This is a genomic window from Collinsella sp. LCP19S3_B11 (genome assembly GCF_052121915.1).
GTDB lineage: Bacteria > Actinomycetota > Coriobacteriia > Coriobacteriales > Coriobacteriaceae > Collinsella.
In genome coordinates, this window is record NZ_JBQKDI010000008.1 from 13,114 (window position 1) to 31,583 (window position 18,470).

16 protein-coding genes are annotated in these 18,470 nt (G+C 59.7%); 4 read left to right on the forward strand and 12 right to left on the reverse strand.

Annotated features, from left to right (window positions below):
* Nucleotides 1-160: 160 nt before the first annotated feature.
* The 4 genes from ACTQV4_RS05760 to ACTQV4_RS05775 form a co-directional block, all read right to left on the reverse strand.
* Nucleotides 161-1,165 (reverse strand): nucleoid-associated protein, encoded by a 1,005-nt coding sequence (locus ACTQV4_RS05760; protein ID WP_441569476.1) that lies wholly within the window; start codon nt 1,163-1,165, stop codon nt 161-163.
* 173 nt (nt 1,166-1,338) lie between these two features.
* A complete protein-coding gene (locus ACTQV4_RS05765) occupies nt 1,339-2,289 on the reverse strand; it encodes an L-lactate dehydrogenase (RefSeq protein ID WP_089573042.1) in 951 nt (316 codons plus the stop codon).
* 201 nt (nt 2,290-2,490) lie between these two features.
* On the reverse strand, nt 2,491-3,654 hold the full coding sequence (locus ACTQV4_RS05770; protein ID WP_154517336.1) for a pyridoxal phosphate-dependent aminotransferase: 1,164 nt from the start codon (nt 3,652-3,654) through the stop codon (nt 2,491-2,493).
* Between the two features lie 118 nt (nt 3,655-3,772).
* Nucleotides 3,773-5,752, reverse strand: coding sequence for an NAD(+) synthase (locus ACTQV4_RS05775; RefSeq protein ID WP_441569477.1), 1,980 nt, complete (start codon nt 5,750-5,752; stop codon nt 3,773-3,775).
* Between the two features lie 203 nt (nt 5,753-5,955).
* Here ACTQV4_RS05775 and ACTQV4_RS05780 point away from each other — a divergent pair, with 203 nt between their 5' ends.
* A complete protein-coding gene (locus ACTQV4_RS05780) occupies nt 5,956-6,918 on the forward strand; it encodes a hypothetical protein (RefSeq protein ID WP_441569478.1) in 963 nt (320 codons plus the stop codon).
* Between the two features lie 139 nt (nt 6,919-7,057).
* Entirely contained in the window at nt 7,058-8,371 is a 1,314-nt protein-coding gene (locus ACTQV4_RS05785; protein WP_441569479.1) for a hypothetical protein, read from the forward strand.
* A 59-nt stretch (nt 8,372-8,430) separates the two neighbouring features.
* On the opposite strand, the gene ettA is transcribed toward ACTQV4_RS05785, so the two are convergent.
* The 3 genes from ettA to ACTQV4_RS05800 form a co-directional block, all read right to left on the reverse strand.
* Nucleotides 8,431-10,110, reverse strand: coding sequence for an energy-dependent translational throttle protein EttA (gene ettA / locus ACTQV4_RS05790; RefSeq protein ID WP_441569480.1), 1,680 nt, complete (start codon nt 10,108-10,110; stop codon nt 8,431-8,433).
* Nucleotides 10,111-10,294: 184 nt separating this feature from the next.
* Nucleotides 10,295-10,996, reverse strand: a complete 702-nt coding sequence (locus tag ACTQV4_RS05795; RefSeq protein WP_427718513.1) for an SdpI family protein — start codon at nt 10,994-10,996, stop codon at nt 10,295-10,297.
* Nucleotides 10,989-11,267, reverse strand: a complete 279-nt coding sequence (locus ACTQV4_RS05800; RefSeq protein ID WP_154517353.1) for an autorepressor SdpR family transcription factor — start codon at nt 11,265-11,267, stop codon at nt 10,989-10,991. The genes ACTQV4_RS05795 and ACTQV4_RS05800 overlap by 8 nt, the downstream gene beginning before the upstream one ends.
* Before the next feature lie 300 nt (nt 11,268-11,567).
* Here ACTQV4_RS05800 and ACTQV4_RS05805 point away from each other — a divergent pair, with 300 nt between their 5' ends.
* A complete protein-coding gene (locus ACTQV4_RS05805; RefSeq protein ID WP_441569481.1) occupies nt 11,568-12,365 on the forward strand; it encodes a tRNA threonylcarbamoyladenosine dehydratase in 798 nt (265 codons plus the stop codon).
* 14 nt (nt 12,366-12,379) lie between these two features.
* Nucleotides 12,380-13,162 carry a TatD family hydrolase gene (locus tag ACTQV4_RS05810; protein WP_441559953.1) on the forward strand — a complete coding sequence of 261 codons (783 nt, stop codon included), beginning with the start codon at nt 12,380-12,382 and terminating at the stop codon, nt 13,160-13,162.
* A 60-nt stretch (nt 13,163-13,222) separates the two neighbouring features.
* On the opposite strand, the gene ACTQV4_RS05815 is transcribed toward ACTQV4_RS05810, so the two are convergent.
* The 5 genes from ACTQV4_RS05815 to ACTQV4_RS05835 all read right to left on the reverse strand — a co-directional run bounded on the left by ACTQV4_RS05815 (nt 13,223) and on the right by ACTQV4_RS05835 (nt 18,291).
* Nucleotides 13,223-13,882, reverse strand: a complete 660-nt coding sequence (locus ACTQV4_RS05815) for an HAD family hydrolase (RefSeq protein WP_441559954.1) — start codon at nt 13,880-13,882, stop codon at nt 13,223-13,225.
* 64 nt (nt 13,883-13,946) lie between these two features.
* The gene (locus ACTQV4_RS05820) at nt 13,947-14,789 is read right to left on the reverse strand and encodes a Cof-type HAD-IIB family hydrolase (RefSeq protein ID WP_441569482.1); all 843 of its coding nucleotides are present in this window, start codon (nt 14,787-14,789) and stop codon (nt 13,947-13,949) included.
* Nucleotides 14,790-14,938: 149 nt separating this feature from the next.
* Nucleotides 14,939-15,613, reverse strand: a complete 675-nt coding sequence (gene deoC, locus ACTQV4_RS05825; protein WP_441015806.1) for a deoxyribose-phosphate aldolase — start codon at nt 15,611-15,613, stop codon at nt 14,939-14,941.
* A gap of 280 nt (nt 15,614-15,893) precedes the next feature.
* A complete protein-coding gene (pgi, locus tag ACTQV4_RS05830; RefSeq protein WP_118345572.1) occupies nt 15,894-17,588 on the reverse strand; it encodes a glucose-6-phosphate isomerase in 1,695 nt (564 codons plus the stop codon).
* A 199-nt stretch (nt 17,589-17,787) separates the two neighbouring features.
* Nucleotides 17,788-18,291: an iron-containing alcohol dehydrogenase gene (locus ACTQV4_RS05835; RefSeq protein WP_427718555.1), complete on the reverse strand. Its 504-nt coding sequence runs from the start codon at nt 18,289-18,291 to the stop codon at nt 17,788-17,790.
* Nucleotides 18,292-18,470: the final 179 nt, after the last annotated feature.

An 18,470-nucleotide genomic window follows, 5' to 3' on the forward strand; every position in this document is an offset into this window, starting at 1 on the left:
AATCTCGGCAATCTCAACCATTCCGTCCTCTCGGATTCGGAAAACCATTTTGAGTCCCGCATTCCGCCATTTAATCTTTTTGCAGCCGGCGAGCTCGCCGTGAAGCGGCGTTCCGATTTCATCAGCGCGCGTCTTTAATTTTATTCAAAAGTTAAAAGCCTTATCGATTCTCGATGCTACCGATGTTTTTGAGCTCGATGGAGATGAGGCCGTTGGGCTCGTTGACAAACTCGATGTACTCGGAGTTTGAACCCATCTCGGCCGGGAAGCTGATCTCGATACCCGTGTCGGTACGAATCTTGTGATTGCGTACGGCCGCGCGCTCGACTTGCCTGCGCTCCACGGGCACGCGCTCGGGCACCTTCTCCTCGGTCAGCGCCGCACGCACGCTCTCCTTGATGACCGGTTCGTCCTCAAAGACCTCATCGACGATATCCCAAGGCGGCAGCTCCTCGTCGTCTTCAACCTTCTCGGCAACGGCGGCTTTGACCTTGGCGAGCGCTACGGCCGTGTTGGCGCCGTGCTCCTCGGCGACCTCCTCGACCACGCGCGTCACCGTGTCGATGACCTCCTTACCCGAAACCCCCGTGTCGCACTGCAGCAGGCCGTCGGGAATGAGCATGCGGTCCTCGCCGGCAATCTTGCGCTTCTTATCCACGTAGCCGATCTCCATGGTGCTTGCACGCACGATGGCATAGCTCGGCACCTTTTGCGAGGGGTTTGGCAAAATGGCGTAGTGGCGCGCGATGTCGTTACGAACCTCGCCCTCTTCGCGACCCACTTCGTGCATGAATGCCTGCTTGGAGCCCAGCAGCATCACGGCAAACCAGCGGGTATCCTCATCGTCGTCAAAATCGGCCACGAGCACGTCAATGGACTCGGCTTTCTCGGCCTTGGTGAGTTCGGAAGAGATGAACTCCGCAATCTGCTGAGACAAGTCCACGAACTCACGCTCACCAAAGAAATAGCCCTTGAGCTCGCCGCCAAACGCAGAGTTCTCCGCAAACGTGGCGCGCTTATTGTCGGCCGAGGTACGTGCGCGGCGCAGATGCGTGGTAACAAAGCTGCGCACGATACGGCTTTCGATATCCAGCTCGCGCTGGCTCATGACGTTGACGGCAGAGTCAAAGTCCAGGATATGCAGAATCGCGTGATTGATTTTCATATACGGCATTCCGTTCTAGATCGCTTTTGGCACGAACCAGTATAGCGGTCGAGTCCGCCCCAGGCGCATCGAAGATTGATGCAAAGCAACCTGTCCCCTTTGCATAAAAAAGGCGTCCGGGTCACATGGGCCCGGACGCCTTCGTTGTAGCCTGTTGCTTAAACGAGCCGAATTTAGCAGGAAAAGTCGACGCTGTCGATAATGTCCTTGAGGGCCTTTGCGGAGGCGGTGAGCTCATGCTGCTCGTCATCGTTCAGCGGCACGGGAACGCGGCAGACGACACCGTCGCGACCAACGACCGTCGGCATGGAGATGGCCAGATCGGACAGGCCGTACTCGCCCACCATGAGCGAGGAGACGGGCAGAACAGTCTGCTCGTCACGCATGACGGCAGTGCAGATGCGCTTTACTGCCATAGCGACACCGTAGTAGGTGGCGTGCTTCTTCTCGATGATGGTGTAGGCGGAGTTCTTGACGTCCTCGGCAATGCGCTTCTCGGCAGCCTCATGCTCCAGGTGGCCGTGAAGCTCGCAGAAGGTGTTCAGCGGCACGCCGGCAACCTGAGCGCTGGACCAGGCGACAAACTCGGAGTCGCCGTGCTCGCCCATGACATAGGCCTGAACGTCGCGCGGGTCAACCTCGACGTGGGCGCCGAGCATTTGCTGTAGACGGCCGGTGTCGAGCACGGTGCCGGAGCCGATGACATGGCCCTCGGGCAGACCGGACATCTTGATGGCGGCGTAGGTCAGAACGTCGACCGGGTTGGAGACGATGAGCAGAATGCCGTCGAAGCCAGACTTCTTAATCTCGGGAATAATGGACTTAAAGATGCTGACGTTCTTGTTGACCAGGTCCAGGCGGGTCTCACCGGGCTTCTGAGCAGCGCCAGCGGTGACGACGATCATGGCGGCGTCGGCGACATCAGAATAATCGCCGGCGTAGATCTTCATCGGCTCGGCAAACGTCATGCCGTGCGCAATATCCAGGGCCTCGCCCTCGGCGCGGTTCTTGTCCACGTCGATGAGAACCATCTCGGAGAACAGACCACTCTGCATCAGCGCGAACGCCGAAGACGAACCGACGAAACCGCAGCCGACAATAGCGACCTTCTTCTCGTTAACCATTAGAAACTCCCATCTCTCTCCACAAACAAGCCGCCCGGGAACGACCCGAGCGGCTTGCCGTAATCCCAATACATCCAATCGGGACTTTGATTATGCTCCTATACGCAGCCAAAAATCGACCGTTTACCGAAATTGTTTGCAGGATTCGTAAAATAACTGCACGAAATCGGTTTCGAGCTATTGACGAGCCCAAATAGTCTTCTAATACAGGCCCGCCTCGCGAATGGCCTCGACAGCCAAAGCGATCTGATCGGGCGGCAGGACCAGCGCCATGCGCACGTGCCCCTCGCCCGAAGGGCCAAAGCTCGCGCCCGGCGTCACCACAACGCCGGCCTTCTCCATAAGCTCCTCGCAAAACGCCATGGAATCGGTGCGACCACCGGGAAGCTTGGCCCACACAAACATAGAGCCATGCGCGTTGGGACGCTCCCAGCCCAGGTCCTCAAGACCGTCGCACAGGGCATCGCGGCGCTCCTGGTACTTCAGACGTTGCGCCTCGACCTCATCGCGCGGACCATTGAGGCAGGCGATGGCGGCCTTCTGAATCGGGAAGAACATGCCGAAGTCGATCTGGCTGCGCAGCTTGGCAAAGGCAGAGACCACATCCTCGCGACCGACCAAAAAGCCGATGCGCGCACCGGTGACGTTAAACGACTTGGAAAGCGAGAAGAATTCCACGCCCACCTCGAGCGCACCGGGATACTGCAAGAAGCTGCCGCCGGGCTCGCCGTCAAACACGATGTCGGAGTACGCGTTGTCATGGACGATCAGCAGGTCGTGCTCGCGGGCGAAGGCGATGATCTCCTCGTAGACCTCGGGCGTGCCCACCGAGCCCACCGGGTTGGCGGGCAACGACACGATCATGTACTTGGCACGATCGGCCACCTCGGGATCGATGCCCGCCACATAGGGCAGGTAATTGTGCTCCGCCACCAGCGGATAGTACTCGAGCTTGGCATCGGCGATCTTGGCGCCCGCCTCAAAGACCGGATAGCACGGATCGGGAACCAGAATGGTGTCACCCGGATCGAGCAGGGCCAGGCCCAAATGACCCACGCCCTCCTGCGTGCCGTTGCACGACTGCACCATGGACGGCGTAATGCCCGAAACGCCAAAGCGACGCTCATAGTAATCGCACACGGCCTGCTTAAGCTCGGGCAGGTCGCGCAGGGAATACTTCCACATCTCGGGATTTTGGGCGGCCTGCGTGAGCGCCTCGACCACGTGGTCGTACGGCTTAAAGTCGGGCGTGCCCACGCTCATGTTGTAAATGGTCTTGCCCTGAGCCTTCAGCGCAAGAAGTTTGTTGTTGAGCGAGGCGAAGACCTCCGCGCCAAAGCGGTCGAGACGCTGCGATGCCTGCATGGTGCCACCTTTCGATATAAAAAATACGGCGCTCCGACAAGAGCGCCGCGCGATACGGGCCATCAGATTGCAAAAGTGTAACGCTTGCAACCCCCGTATTGGTTCAATTTAGCCAACCTTAGTCAATTGGATTGAGCGCGTCGATCCGCGCAAGCCACAGACGCGAGCTGGCGTCACTCGGCATACGCCAATCACCGCGCGGGCTGAGCGTCACCGAGCCCACCTTGGGACCATCGGGCAGACAGCTGCGCTTAAACTGCTGGGCAAAGAAGCGACGATAGAACGTACGCAACCACGTGTGGACGGTCTTGGCGTCATAGACACCCTCAAAGCTCTTGAGCGCCATACGGTAGATCTTGCCCGGCTCAAAGCCAAAACGCAGCAGGTAATAGAGGAAGTAATCGTGCAGCTCGTACGGGCCCACCAAATCCTCGGTCTTCTGAGCAATCTCACCGTCGCCCGTCGGCGGCAGAAGCTCGGGGGACACCGGCGTATCGAGGATATCGAGCAAGACCTCGGCAATACGCCCGCCAAAGACATCAGCGGCATAACGTACCAGATGGCGCACAAGCGTCTTGGGCACGCTCGCGTTGACGGCGTACATGCTCATGTGGTCGCCGTTATAGGTAGCCCAGCCAAGCGCCAGCTCCGACAGGTCGCCCGTGCCGATAACAAAACCGCCAGCCTGGTTAGCCAGATCCATCAGAATCTGCGTACGCTCGCGGGCCTGGCTGTTCTCGTAGGTCACGTCCTGAACGGCCGGGTCGTGCTCAATGTCCTTGAAGTGCTGCTCCACAGCCGTGTGGATCGAAACCTCGCGGAAGCTCACACCCAGGTCGCGAGCGAGCGACTCGGCATTCGACTTGGTGCGATGTGTCGTGCCAAAGCCGGGCATGGAAACCGCCGTGATACCCGTGCGCGGCAGCCCCAATGCATCGAAGGCACGCACGGTCACAAGCAGTGCCAGCGTGGAATCCAGGCCGCCCGAAAGACCGATGACTGCAGCCTTGGTACCCGTATGGGCAAGGCGAGTCTTGAGGCCGGCAGTCTGCAGATTGAGGATCGTCTCGCAGCGCCCGGCCAGGTCACCATGGTCGGCCGGCACAAAGGGCGCGCGGGGGAAAACACGGTCGATGTCGAGCGCATCGCGCAGGACAGGTTCTTCGGCCAGCACGCCCTCAAACGAAAACTCAACGGTCGTGGCCTCCGGCGCATCGTCCGCGCGCGTCCACGTGGTCGAACGACGGCGCTCGGCAACCAGACGGTCGAGGTCAACGTCGGCCACCGCCATATCGCAGGTGAGGAGCTTCGTGGCGGCGAGCTTCGAGCCGTTTTCGTAGACGAGGTTCTCGCCCGCAAAGACCATGTCGGTCGTGGACTCGCCCTCGCTCGCGTCTGCATAGGCATAGGCACAGTACAGGCGCGCACTCTGATTGGAGATGAGGCTGCGGCGATAGTCTGCCTTACCGATAATCTCGTCCGAGGCCGACGGATTGAGGATCACCGTCGCACCGGCAAGCGCCATCTCGGTCGAAGGGGGCGCCGGCACCCACAGGTCCTCACAGACCTCAATACCGAGTACCAAATCCTCGGCGCCCTCATCACAGCAGCGGTAGACAAGCCCCGAACCCAGCGGAACCGGACCCTGACCGGCAAACTCAACCCACACGGGATCGGCGGGCGCCGGAGCAAACCAACGGCGCTCATAGAACTCGCCATAGTTGGGCAGATACTTCTTGGCCGTGAGGCCCAAAAGCTCGCCCGCGCAGCACACGGCGGCACAGTTGTAGATATTCTCGGCCACCGCAACGGGGAGACCGATGGTAAAGACAATCGGCAGCTCGCGGGTTTCATCGAGAATATGTGCCAGTGCGGTCTCGCAGGTATGCAGTAATGTGCGGTTATGGAACAGGTCGGCCGCGGTATAGCCAGTCAGATTAAGCTCGGGCAGCACCAGAGCACGGACACCGCGCTCGACCGCCTCGCGAACAGCCGCCAGCGCAACCTCGGCATTGCCCTCGACATCGGCCACGCGAATTCGCGGCGAGGCCGCCGCCACACGCAAAAAGCCATCAGACTGAGAAAGGTGAAGATTCATAAGAATGCTCCCGTGCGTAGACGCCATTCACAACAATTAGCAAGCCCTATTGTAGTTCAACCGCCGGGTGTAACCGCATCCCACCAATTTGGTGAGCTATTGATGAGTTGATGGTATCTGTTAAATGTCACGTACGATTCACATCTGGTGGGTACCCTGATGGCTACACGAAACGAAGCAGATTTACACCGGGAGGGCCCCGTATGACAACCAAGTACACCGACGCGCCGCGCACGCGCGTCATGACACCGGCCGCGCTCAACAACGGCGTTCACGAGAACCATTCCATCGGACAGACCATGGCCATCGCGCCCAAAAAGGGCCTGTTCGACGACATTTCCATTCCCCAAATCATCGCCGGCGCCGCAGCTGCCGCCACGAGCGTCGCACTTGCTTCCAAGATCGGCATCGCCGGATCGGTGATCGGTGCCGCCGTGAGCTCGGTCATCACCGTTGTGTCCTCGCAGGTCTACCGCCACTTTATCTCTGCCAGCGCCGAAGCCCTCAAAGGTACGCACGCCGCCGTCGACTACCCTGCCGGCGCCTATGAGCCCGTTGACCTTAATGCCGAGGAGCACCTGGGCGGCGCCGCGACTACACAGGAAATGCGCCAGGTTGCGGGGCGCGCGACCACGGCGCGCGTCGCCCCCAACAGTCTGCGTGCCAAGGCGGCGGCAGAGCGCAGCCAGACGCAAAAGAAGGTCATCGTCTTCTCGATCGCCATCGCCATCGTCGCGGTCATCTCCTGCGCCGGCGCCATCCTTATCACCACCGCCGGTGAGGGTCTGGGCGAGCGCCCCGAGTCAATCCTTTCGTCGCGCACGACCGAGCACGACGCGGATAGCTCCGGTCAATCGCAAAGCCAGCAGGACGACTCGCAGGACACCTCCGCATCCACCGACTCGTCCTCGAACACCCCCGATCAATCGCAGGGCGCCGATTCCTCTGTGAACAACAGCGGCACGCAATCCGGCACGACTGACTCAAGCCAAACGACCGACGGCTCTCAACCGAGCACGGGCGACCAGACGAGCGGCAATACATCGGGCACAAGCTCCACCGACAACAGCAACACCAATAGCTCGAACAGTTCGAACAGTTCGAGCGGATCCGCGTCCGGCACGCCATCTGACAGCTCGAGTCAAGGCACGGCATCGGGCAACTAAGCACGTTTGCCTCTCATAGATAACCGACCTGCATAACGGGCGCGAACCGGCAAACGGTCGCGCCCGTTTGCCATGGGCGACGAGATGGCAAGCCCCATGCGATGGTAAGATGCTTTGGTGTGTATAGAGGAGATTTGCCATGAGCAAGACAATAGTTAAGCCCACACTATCGCTGGGCAACCACATCTATCTGTATCGCCTGCTGCGCGACGCGATTGGGTGCGGCAAGCAAACGTTTATGACGCAGGTCGAGGAGGCGCTCGCCGCTGGTGACATGGCCGCTTATGACTTGGGCTTTGAGTCCACGCGCGAGCTGCTCGAGGAGCTCGACGACTGCATTAAGCTGACCGTCTTTAAGGGCGGCCGTCTGTATGCCACCGTCATCGCCAACGAGGCCTGGGATGCCGCCCTTGCCAAGGGCGAGGACAAGCCCAAGGCTGCCAAGGGCGCCAAGCAGTCCTACAAAAAGAAAAAGCGCGGCGAGAAGGACCTCAAGGCCGTGCGTCCCAAGCACGTTAAGCATCCCGAGCCCGAGCCCGTGGCCGAAGTCGCTCCGGAGCCAGAGCCCGAGCCCGAGGCGGAGATCGAAGTCGCTATTGAGGTAACAGCAGGAGCCGAAACCGAAATCGCCGCCACGACCGATCCCGAGGTCATATCAGAGCAGGAAGCCACTGCGGAGCTCGACAAGGCTCCCAAGTCGACAACCGAAGAAGCCACCAACCAACCCGAGACGCCTGCGTTCCAAAACAGCGATGTCTTTAGCGACGAGGCCGAGAACGATCAGCCCGAAGAGCCCGCAGAACAGGACGCTACCGAGGTGGCATCGGAGCCCGAGGCACCGCAGCCTGCCATCTCACTCACGGTCGTCTATGATCCCGAGAACGCCAACGCCGGCATCACCACCATGGCATCCACGCCAGCCGAGGCAAAGCCATCTTTTGAGGCAGAGGATGCCCCGCGAACCGATGCCAAAACCGAGACCGCAGACACGTCCGTCTCTGTGGAACCGACGGATTTCGCAGTTAAGCCGGAAACAGCGCCTGAGTCTGAGCCTGCCATCGAGTCCGCATCCGCATCTGCCTGTGACCAGATTCCCGCACCTGCACCGGCTCCGGTCCCCGTTGCAGTACCTGTCACCACACCCGCAGCACCGACCATCCCCGAGGACTTCCCCGTCGATTTCACAACCGAGGTCTTCTGCCCCGGCCCATTGCTACACCAGCTGTCGACCTATCTCCCCTACGGCGCCGACACGCTCGGCATCGTCGGCGAGTACTACTGGATCGCCCGCGAGCGCGGTACCATCGAGGCCGCGCGAAACCGCGCAAGCTTCCCCCTGCGCTACATGCAGGCCGGCGAGCGCCACGAAGTCACCGTGCGCATCCGCCGCAACACCACCGGCGGCCTCGGCGCCACCTGGGCTATCGATAAAGTCGAGCCTTCTACCAAGTAAAAAGGGGACGATAACCCTCAAGGTTATCGTCCCTTTCTCGTTAGGTCACCTGAGCTCGACTAATCGCGCATCAGCTTGCGGTGAATACGATGCGGCTGGGCTGCGTCCTCGCCCAGGCGCTCGATGCGGTTGGCCTGATAGGCCTCGAAGTTGCCCTCAAACCAATACCAGTTGCCCGGATTCTCGTCGGTGCCCTCCCACGCCAGAATGTGCGTGGCGACGCGGTCCAGGAACATACGGTCGTGGCTAATGACCACCGAGCAGCCCGGGAACTCGAGCAGTGCCGCCTCGAGCGAGGACAGCGTCTCGACGTCGAGATCGTTCGTGGGCTCGTCGAGGAGCAGCAGGTTGCCGCCCTGCTTGAGCGTAAGCGCCAAGTTCAGACGGTTGCGCTCGCCACCGGAAAGTACGCCAGCGCGCTTCTGCTGGTCCTGGCCCTTAAAGCCAAAGCTCGCCACGTATGCGCGGCTGGGGACCTCGGTCTCGCCGACCATCATGTGGTCCAGGCCGTCCGAGACGACCTCCCACAGGTTCTTATCGGGGTCGATGCCGGAGCGGTTCTGATCGACATAGGAGATCTTGACAGTCTCGCCCACCTCGAGCTCGCCCGAAGTCAGCGGCTCCAGGCCCACGATGGTCTTGAACAGCGTGGTCTTGCCCACACCGTTGGGGCCGATGACGCCCACGATGCCGTTGCGCGGCAGGGTGAACGATAGGTCGTCGATGAGCACGCGACCGTCGAACTCCTTGTGCAGGTGATGGGCCTCGAGCACCTTGTTGCCCAAACGCGGGCCCACAGGGATGCGGATGTCGGTCCAGTCGAGCTTCTGGCTTGCGCGGGCCTCGGCCTCCATCTCCTCATAGCGAGCCAGACGGGCCTTGTTCTTGGCCTGGCGGGCCTTGGGGCTGGAGCGTACCCACTCGAGCTCGGCCTCCATGCGCTTAGCGAGCTTGGCGTCGCGGTTGCCCTGAGCCTCGATACGCGCGGCCTTGGTCTCCAGATACGTGGAGTAGTTGCCCTTGTAGGGATAAAGGTGGCCGCGGTCGACCTCGCAGATCCACTCGGCAACGTTGTCCAGGAAGTAGCGATCGTGTGTGACGGCAAGCACCGCGCCCTGGTAGTTGTGCAGGAAGTGCTCGAGCCACAGGATCGACTCGGCGTCCAGGTGGTTGGTGGGCTCATCGAGCAGCAGCAGGTCGGGAGCCTCGAGCAGCAGCTTGCACAGGGCCACGCGACGGCGCTCGCCGCCGGAAAGCACATTGACCGGCATGTCGGAATCGGGCAGCTGCAGGGCATCCATAGCCTGGCCGAGCTTGGAATCGATATCCCAGCCATCGGCGGCATCGATTTCGTCCTGGAGCTTGCCCATTTCGGCCATGAGGGCATCCATGTCGCAGTCCGGGTCGCACATCTCCTCGCCGATCTTATTGAAGCGATCGACCTTGGCGATCATGTCGCCAAATGCCATGCGCACGTTCTCGATGACGGTCTTGTCGTCGTCGAGCGGCGGCTCCTGCTGCAGGATACCCACGGTGTAGCCGGGGGTAAGTCTGGCATCGCCGTTGGAGACTTCCTCGATGCCGGCCATGATCTTGAGCAGGGTCGACTTGCCCATACCGTTAGGGCCCACGACGCCGATCTTGGCACCGGGATAGAAGCTCAGGGTCACGTCGTCAAGGATCACCTTGTCGCCATGAGCCTTGCGAGCCTGATACATCTGGTAGATAAACTCTGCCATTTGCCTGTTTTATCCTTTCTACCTGCTGTTTCCCTATTCTTGTTTCGCTTTAGTGGAAACGAGATGAGAAAACCAGCTCTAAAACGTAACGAAAAAGGGGCACGGTTACCCACACCCCCTAATACTACCTGGGAAAAGTCCCCCGGAACATACTATGAACTGCGTACGCTAGTTTTCCGCAACCTTAACGAGCGGCTCGCTGCGATTTGCGCCACAGCAGATACGAGTAGACGTAGACAACTCCGACCGAACCAAACGCCAGAACCGCAATCACCGCGGCGACAACTTCACTTGAAAGCACGCTACCCGCAACGCCCATCACAATCAGACCAACACCCAGCACCATAAAGCAGGCACCGCCAAAACGCTGCGTACGGCGCCAGTTCTCGGGATCGGCAAGCGCCCAGGGCGTCTTGATACCGAGCGTATAGTTCTGCTTCACACGCGGCAAGTAGTTGCCTACGCCAATGAACAGCAAACCGACAGCACCGGAAATCAGCACGTTGACCGAACCGACCGCCGGCACCACGCCCCAGACCGTAAGCTCTCCCAGCCAGCTTATACCACAAATGAACAGGGTGAAGGCGATTACGAAGCCCTGATAGAACTTGCCCGAGGTTCGATATGCCTCACCTTTGGGATCGATGCGCGGCACCACGTAGAACATTGCGAGAAGCACCAGGGGCAGCACGCCGTGCGCGGAGGCCATCCAGCTGGGACCCCAACCGTCAACGCCGTTCGCGCCCCAGTGCGTGGGAATCTGCGCAGGCAAGCTCGGCATCACCATAAGGTGCGCTACGATATTGGCGACGCACAGAGCGACCAGCGCGATCCACACGCGTGGCGATACCCCCGTGGCGTGAATGCCCTTGTTTTCGTTATTCATCCTTATCACCTTCAGTGTTTGTAAAGCCCATAAACCAACCGATCAAGTCCTGCATGACGGTGGTGTTTAAGCTGTAAACGATGTTTTGGCCATGACGTTCATCGGTCACCAACCCGGCGTTTTTGAGCGTCGCCAAATGATGGCTCAACGACGGCTTGCTGATGTCAAAATGCTCGGCAAGCTCCCCAGCCGTGCGGTCGCCCTCGCGTAGTAGTTCCAAAATGCGCCGCCGCGTAGGATCGGCCAGCGCTTTAAAACCCTCTCCCGGCATAGGACCTCCTCTCAGTATTTCGTTCGACGCGCACACTATACTCGATATTTAGATGTTTGTCTAATTATCTAATCTTGTACTCAAAAAAATAGCCGCCCCCGCGTAATGCGAAGACGGCCACTTCTCACGCCATAAACGTGTTTCGGAGTTGGCTAACCCGCGGCAACGGGCGCCATCTGCTTCAATCTTATGCGAATCCCGATCCCATTTCAACAAACCCCAAGGGTTCAAATGGAATCGTGATAATACCTATAATGGCGATAGCTAAAACACGACCTGCTTCCCCATCGGAGGATATTTATGACCGAAACCGTTGCCGCAACCGCCATCGAGACACGCGACACCAAGCTCGAGATCATCATGGGCCGCGAGGCACTCGATAAGCTCGCCGATGCTACGGTGCTGGTGCTCGGCTGCGGAGGTGTGGGCTCCAATTGCTGCGAGGCACTCGCCCGCGGCGGCATCGGTCATTTCGTCATTCTGGACAAGGACATCATCGCACCCAGCAATATCAATCGCCAGGCCATCGCCTTCCACAGCACCGTCGGCAAGCGCAAGGTAGACGTGATGGAAGCCATGATTCGCGATATCAATCCCGCCGCCGCCGTTATCAAGCGCACCGAATACCTGTTGAGCGACAACATCGACGAGTTCTTTGCGAGCGTTTTTGAGCAGACGGGCGGCAAGCTCGACTACGTCGTCGACGCCATCGACACCATCTCGGCCAAGCTCACCATTGCCAAATATGCTCAGGACCACGACATTCGTTTGGTTAGCTCCATGGGCGGGGCCAACAAGCTCCATCCCGAGTGCCTCCGCTTTGCCGACATCTTCGATACGGTGCGTGACCCCATGAGCCGCATTATGCGCAAAGAATGTAAGAAGCGCGGAATCAAGAGCCTACATGTATTGTTTAGCTGCGAGGAATCGGTTAAGACTCAGCCCCGCGACCCTTCCAATATCCACGAGCGCACCGAGCTGGGAACCGCCAGCTTTATGCCGCCCATCATGGGTCAGATGATTGCCGGCGAGGTTATCCGCCAGATCAGTGGGCGCGGCACCGAGCACGTGCGCGCCGATGGCCAGCGCCTGGACTAGCGGAGCGCGCCGAGATGGAGCCCCGGTTAATTGATGCACACTGCCATCTTGATTTGATGGCTTACCCGAATGCTGTTGCCGACGAAACTGCGGCTATAGGGCTGGGGGTCTTTGATTGCGGGGTCGACCCACGCGACTTCGCGGCAGCAAAAAAGCGGGCCAGCCGTTACCCAAACATTATCGCGGGCGTCGGCCTCCATCCCTGGTGGCTCGCCGACGGCCGCTGCGGTCCTGCCGAAGTCAATCTGCTTTGCAAAGTTGCTGCCCAAGAGCGCTATATCGGCGAAGTTGGACTCGACTTTTCCGCACGCTTTGCCGGAAGCGAACCGCTTCAAATACAGGCACTTGACCGGCTCTGCGATGCGCTCGTGCAGTGTCCTCTTGCCGGGCGCGTGATATCAATTCACGCCGTTCGTTCGGCAGGAGCCGTACTGGACGTCCTCGAATCGCATGGTCTACTCATCCCAAGCCCCAACTCCCCCGCTATCATCTTCCACTGGTTTAGCGGCACTTCGGACGAACTCGTCCGCGCGCGTAATGTGGGCTGCTATTTTTCCGTGAACGATCGTATGCTCGCCACCAAGCGCGGTCGCGAATACGCACGACAGATTCCGCTCAATCGTCTACTGCTTGAAACCGACGCCCCAGCCGAAGCAAACACAGAAACAAGCGCGCAGTCGCTCATCAAATCGCTCACAAGGACCTCGATGCGCATCGCCTCGCTCAAAAATTGTGACGCAAAGCGCATCGAATCGGCAGTTTTAGCAAATGCGCACTCTATTTTTGGCCTTCGCTAACCCCTGTGGGCAAAAAGACGACAACGATACCATTATGACGGCAGACGTGCCGTCCAAGTCCTACGCAAGCTCCAGCAGCTCCGGCAGCTGGTCGATAATCTTGTCCGCGGCATCTTGGCTAAAGCCGAAGCGTTCCTCGCGCTTGGCAATGACCGTCAGGCCGGCTCGCTTGCCGGCAGTGATACCAGGCACCGAATCCTCAACGCAGCAGCAGCGATTCGCGGGCAGCCCCAGCAGGTCCAGCGCATGCAGGTAGATGTCGGGCTCGGGCTTGCTCTCCTTAAACTGCTCGCCGCTCACCACATACTCAAAGGCATCCGACAGCCCGCACGCATTGAGCACTTCCTCGATGCTATCCATGGGAGACGAGCTGGCAAGCGCCACGCGAACGCCGCGGCGCGGCAGCTCTCGAATCGTATCCACGGCGCCTGGGTTAATCAAAGCCTGATAGTCGCGCGGACGCTTATACGCCCACTCGTCCCAACGGGCCAACGCTTCCTCGCCAGATAAATGCCCCTTACCGGCGCGCTCAAACCAATCGACCAGCATATGCAGGAAGAACTGATGTGAGGTCCCGACCTGCCCATTCAACTCCTCTTGAGTCAGGTTAAGCCCAAGCTCCTTGGCAAACGCGGCAGTCTCGCCCAGGTAGTAATACTCGGTATCGACAATGACGCCGTCCATGTCAAAGATAACGGCGTCGAACGGAAATGCGGACACGGCACCCTCCCTAACAAAAGGGCGCCTGTAAGCAGGCGCCCGAACCATGCATTAATCGGCGATTCTAACCCAGCAGCTTATCCAGCGCCACCGCAATGCCGTCTTCGTTGTTATTGGCAGTCACCATCTGGGCCACGGCCTTAACCTCGTCAACCGCGTTGCCCATGGCAACACCGGTGCCGGCCCACTCAATCATGGACTTGTCGTTCTGGCCGTCGCCAAACGAGACGACCTCGCTGGCATCGATGCCGAGCTTGGGCAGGGCACCCTCGAGCGCGCGGGCCTTGTCGATACCGGGAGCCGTAAACTCAAAATACCAGTCGGCCGTAAACATACCCGAAAGCGTCTGGGTAAAGGGCGCGTACATCTCCTCGTAATGCGCTTGCAGATAGGCCGGGTCGCCCGCAGTGAGCAGCTTGTCCACGGGATAAGTGTCCACGACCTCATGCAGGCTCTCCACCTCGCGAATCTTAAGATCGCACGCGTCGCGCTCGTATTTGACGATGTTTTTCTGCGAGCCATCCGACAGCGTAATCATGCAGCGGTACGAATCCTCGACATGCAGATCGCGACCGAGCGAAATCATAGGGATCACGTCGAAATTACGCAGGTGATCAATCAGGCGATGCAATTCATCGGCAGGCATAGCCTGATCGAACAGCACCTCGTCGGTCTGGGCATCGACGACGTGAGCGCCATTAAAGGCCACCAGCAGACCGTCATGGTTATGAAGGTCGAGCTCCTGCGCCAAGGCGTGCAGCCCCCATGCGGGACGGCCCGAAGCCAAAATGAGCTTAATGCCCGACTCCTGCGCCGCGAGCAGCTTCTCGCGCGTACGCGGGCTGATGACCTTTTGGTCGTTGGTGAGCGTACCGTCGATATCCATTGCGATGGCTTTGATTGCCATATAAGCCTCCCTGTCATTGAACAACCTTGCCTGAGTCATCATACAGAACACCTACTGCGGCTCTGTCTGCAACGGGTAAAAAGTCATATTGTCCCGAACATGAACGGCGTGTGGTCGTGAAGCTTTATCGCTCAGGTCAAATACGTCTGCTAGCGACGCTCATCCGTCGGTGCGCCCTCGACGATCGCGATGCCCGCCGATGCACCTAACGCGCTGGCGCCGGCCTCGATGAATGCGCAAGCCTCTTCGTAATTATGGATACCGCCCGCCGCCTTGATTGCCACGGCATCGCCGAGCACCTCGTGCATCAGCCGCACGTCCTCGAGCTTAGCACCGCCAAAGCTTCTGCCGGTCGATGTCTTAAGGAATCCCGGCTTGGCCTCCAGCGCGATCTCGCATACACGGCGCTTGGCGGCGTCGTCGCCGTCCAGCTTGCACATCTCAACGATTACCTTGTCAGTGATGCCATGCGCGCGACAAAAATCAGCAACGGCAGTCATCTCGCGCTCGATGGCATCAAAATCGCGGTTCTCGATCGACCCCTGATTCAAAACGTAGTCAATCTCGGTAAAGCCACACGCAGCGTATTCCTCAAACCTCGCAAGCTTCTCCTCAAGCGTCATAGTGCCCTGGGGAAAGTCGATAGCGCCGGCAAGGATGATGTCAGAGCCCTCGAGCATGGCGCGGCCCGTCTCGTACTCCTGCAGGTTCGCAAATACGCAGCGAAAGTTGTACTTTAGCGCCTTCTCGACATACTGCTCAAACGTGTCCTCGGGGGCATCGATATAGTCGATGTATTTATTGATCGGTTTGGCAAGCGTCATGCTGGGCCTCCTTGTTCAGGGTTGACAACCGATTCGTGGTTTCACGCGAAAGACCACGTTCAATCTACGCCCAACATGCAAGGACAGTGTCCGCATTCCGGCAAGTGGTATGAAATTAGCTGTAGACGTATATTTACGGACAGCGAATGGCACCGCACGCGGATGCCGACTGCAAGACATCCCCCCTCAATACGCCCTCATGCCCACTCAAATAGCAAAGGGGCCCGCATCCCAACGGATACGGGCCCCTTTCATTCATAAGCCAACTCGACCGTAAAGACTACTTACGGTGAGCGCGGTAGAACTCGATGAGCGCCTGGGTCGAAGCGTCCTGCTCGGCCTTGGCGGCGTCGTCGTGGAAGGCCGGGGTAATCTGCTTGGCAAGCTGCTTGCCCAGCTCGACGCCCCACTGGTCGTAGGAGTCGATGCCCCAGACCGTGCCCTCGACAAACGTGATGTGCTCGTACAGGGCGATGAGCTCGCCGAGTGCGAACGGGGTCAACGTATCGCCGAAGATCGAGGTCGTCGGACGGTTGCCCTCAAAGCAGCGGGCCGGGACGATCTGCTCGGGCGTGCCCTCGGCGCGCACCTCATCGGCCGTCTTACCAAAGGCGAGTGCCTTGGTCTGGGCCAGGAAGTTGCCCAGGAACAGCTCATGCACGTCCTGACCGCTATCGGTCGCAGGGTTGGCGGTATTGGCGAAGGCGATAAAGTCGGCCGGGACCACCACGGTGCCCTGGTGCAGCAGCTGGTAGAAGGCGTGCTGACCGTTGGTGCCGGGCTCGCCCCAGAAGATCTCACCGGTGTCGGAGGTCACGGCGCTGCCGTCCCAGCGGACGTGCTTGCCGTTGGACTCCATGGTGAGCTGCTGCAGATAGGCCGGGAAGCGGTGCAGGTACTGGCAGTACGGCAGCACGGCGTGGCTCTTGGAACCGAAGAAGTTGACGTACCAGACGTTGAGCAGGCCCATCAGCGCGACGGCGTTGTTCTCGAGCGGGGTATTGCAGAAGTACTCGTCGATGGCGTGGAAACCCTCGAGGAACTGCTGGAAGCGCTCGGGACCGAGCACGACGATCAGCGACAGGCCCACGGCGGAGTCAACGGAATAGCGGCCGCCGACCCAGTTCCAGAAACCGAAGGCGTTAGCGGGGTCGATGCCGAAGGCCTCGACCTTGTCGAGTGCGGTGGAAACGGCAACGAAGTGCTTGGCCACGGCCTCGGCGTTCTGCTCATCGGAGCCGTCGATGGCACCCTGAGCCTTGAGCTGCTCGAGCATCCAGGTCTTGACCTCGCGAGCGTTGGTGAGGGTCTCGAGCGTGGTGAAGGTCTTGGAGACGATAATCACGAGCGTGGTCTCGGGATCCAGGCCCTTGAGCTTCTCGGCCTGATCGTTGGGGTCGATGTTGGAGATATAGCGGCAGTCGATACCGGCGTCGGCATAGGGGCGCAGAGCCTCGTAAGCCATGACCGGGCCCAGGTCGGAGCCGCCGATGCCGATGGACACCAGATGCTCGATCTTCTTGCCGGTAACGCCCTTCCACTCACCGGAGCGCACGCGCTCGGCAAAGGCGTACATGCGGTCGAGGACCTCGTGCACGTCGGCGACGACGTCCTGGCCGTCGACGATGAGCTGGCCCTTCTCGGTTGCCGGGCGGCGCAGCGCGGTGTGCAGGACGGCACGGTCCTCGGTGGTGTTGATGTGCTCGCCGGAGAACATGGCGTCGCGGCGCTCCTCGAGCTTCACCTCGCGGGCAAGATCGCACAGCAGCTTGACGGTCTCATCGGTCACCAGGTTCTTGGACAGGTCGAAGTGCAGGTCACCGGCGTCAAAGCTCAGCTTGTTCACGCGCTCTGCATCGGCAGCGAACCAGGCCTTGAGGTCGATACCTTCGGCCTCGAGCTTCTCCTGATGAGCCTCGAGCGCCTTCCAAGCGGCGGTCGACGTAGCGTCGATAGGTGCGGCAACAGTTGCCATAAAGTCCTCCTCAACATACGGGCGCAAACCTCCATGCGCCCGGATAATCAGATGCCCCTATTCTAGCGCAGGTCAAGACCGTAATCAGCGAGCGTTGCCAATCCGCCCCCAAACGGCGACCGACCAAAAAGGGACAGGTTTATTTTGGCAGGTCAAACGCTTTACCTACCAAAAATAGCCCATCTCTTTATGGCAGACATTAGGCCGCGGCGCACACGCTGCCGAGCAACTCACGCAGAGGAGACCCAATGCCCTCAAGCAGTTCGGGCGCGATGATGGCAAAAACGGGAACCTCACCGGCCCCCACGACGGCAGGCACCTTGCCCTCCGAGACAATACATCCATAAGGGACAAAACCGTCTTCGCCGGCATCGAGCGCCGCCATGCGACGCGCGAGTTCGCGCGCAAAGCCGGCAGTATCGGCATCGCCAATCGCCAGGACAAAGTCCACGCCTTCGTCGGTCGCCAGGGCCACGGCTTCGTCGATCAGCTCGTCTCCCCCGTCGCCCTCAACCGAGCCGCAGCGAAAAAGCACGCGCTCGAGCAGAGCTCGGTCAAGCGAGCCGAGCGCCGCCGAGACAAGCTCATCGCGCGTATGTTTGTCGCCACCCAGCACCACCAGCGCCTTGGTGCCGCCGTAGTGAGCGACCAATCGTCCACACCAGCGAGCCACGTCTCCATCCGCAACAAGGCGCGTCGGCATACCAAACCCATAGTTGACCATTATCCCCACAACCCTTCCGTGCTTTATGGTGGTATCGATCGTTAGGCTCATGCTACGAAGCGAGGTTTTCCGAGCTGTTTCGCGCTCTTTAGAGCTGCGTTAAAACCCGATGCAACCGCCCGACCATACCTGCCAAAAAGGGACAGGTTTATTTTGGT

Coding starts and splice junctions, on each gene's coding strand:
- ACTQV4_RS05760 (WP_441569476.1), bottom strand. CDS start 1,165: ATGAAAATCAATCACGCGATTCTGCATATCCTGGACTTTGACTCTGCC.
- ACTQV4_RS05765 (WP_089573042.1), bottom strand. CDS start 2,289: ATGGTTAACGAGAAGAAGGTCGCTATTGTCGGCTGCGGTTTCGTCGGT.
- ACTQV4_RS05770 (WP_154517336.1), bottom strand. CDS start 3,654: ATGCAGGCATCGCAGCGTCTCGACCGCTTTGGCGCGGAGGTCTTCGCC.
- ACTQV4_RS05775 (WP_441569477.1), bottom strand. CDS start 5,752: ATGAATCTTCACCTTTCTCAGTCTGATGGCTTTTTGCGTGTGGCGGCG.
- ACTQV4_RS05780 (WP_441569478.1), top strand. CDS start 5,956: ATGACAACCAAGTACACCGACGCGCCGCGCACGCGCGTCATGACACCG.
- ACTQV4_RS05785 (WP_441569479.1), top strand. CDS start 7,058: ATGAGCAAGACAATAGTTAAGCCCACACTATCGCTGGGCAACCACATC.
- ettA (WP_441569480.1), bottom strand. CDS start 10,110: ATGGCAGAGTTTATCTACCAGATGTATCAGGCTCGCAAGGCTCATGGC.
- ACTQV4_RS05795 (WP_427718513.1), bottom strand. CDS start 10,996: ATGAATAACGAAAACAAGGGCATTCACGCCACGGGGGTATCGCCACGC.
- ACTQV4_RS05800 (WP_154517353.1), bottom strand. CDS start 11,267: ATGCCGGGAGAGGGTTTTAAAGCGCTGGCCGATCCTACGCGGCGGCGC.
- ACTQV4_RS05805 (WP_441569481.1), top strand. CDS start 11,568: ATGACCGAAACCGTTGCCGCAACCGCCATCGAGACACGCGACACCAAG.
- ACTQV4_RS05810 (WP_441559953.1), top strand. CDS start 12,380: ATGGAGCCCCGGTTAATTGATGCACACTGCCATCTTGATTTGATGGCT.
- ACTQV4_RS05820 (WP_441569482.1), bottom strand. CDS start 14,789: ATGGCAATCAAAGCCATCGCAATGGATATCGACGGTACGCTCACCAAC.
- deoC (WP_441015806.1), bottom strand. CDS start 15,613: ATGACGCTTGCCAAACCGATCAATAAATACATCGACTATATCGATGCC.
- pgi (WP_118345572.1), bottom strand. CDS start 17,588: ATGGCAACTGTTGCCGCACCTATCGACGCTACGTCGACCGCCGCTTGG.
- ACTQV4_RS05835 (WP_427718555.1), bottom strand. CDS start 18,291: ATGCCGACGCGCCTTGTTGCGGATGGAGACGTGGCTCGCTGGTGTGGA.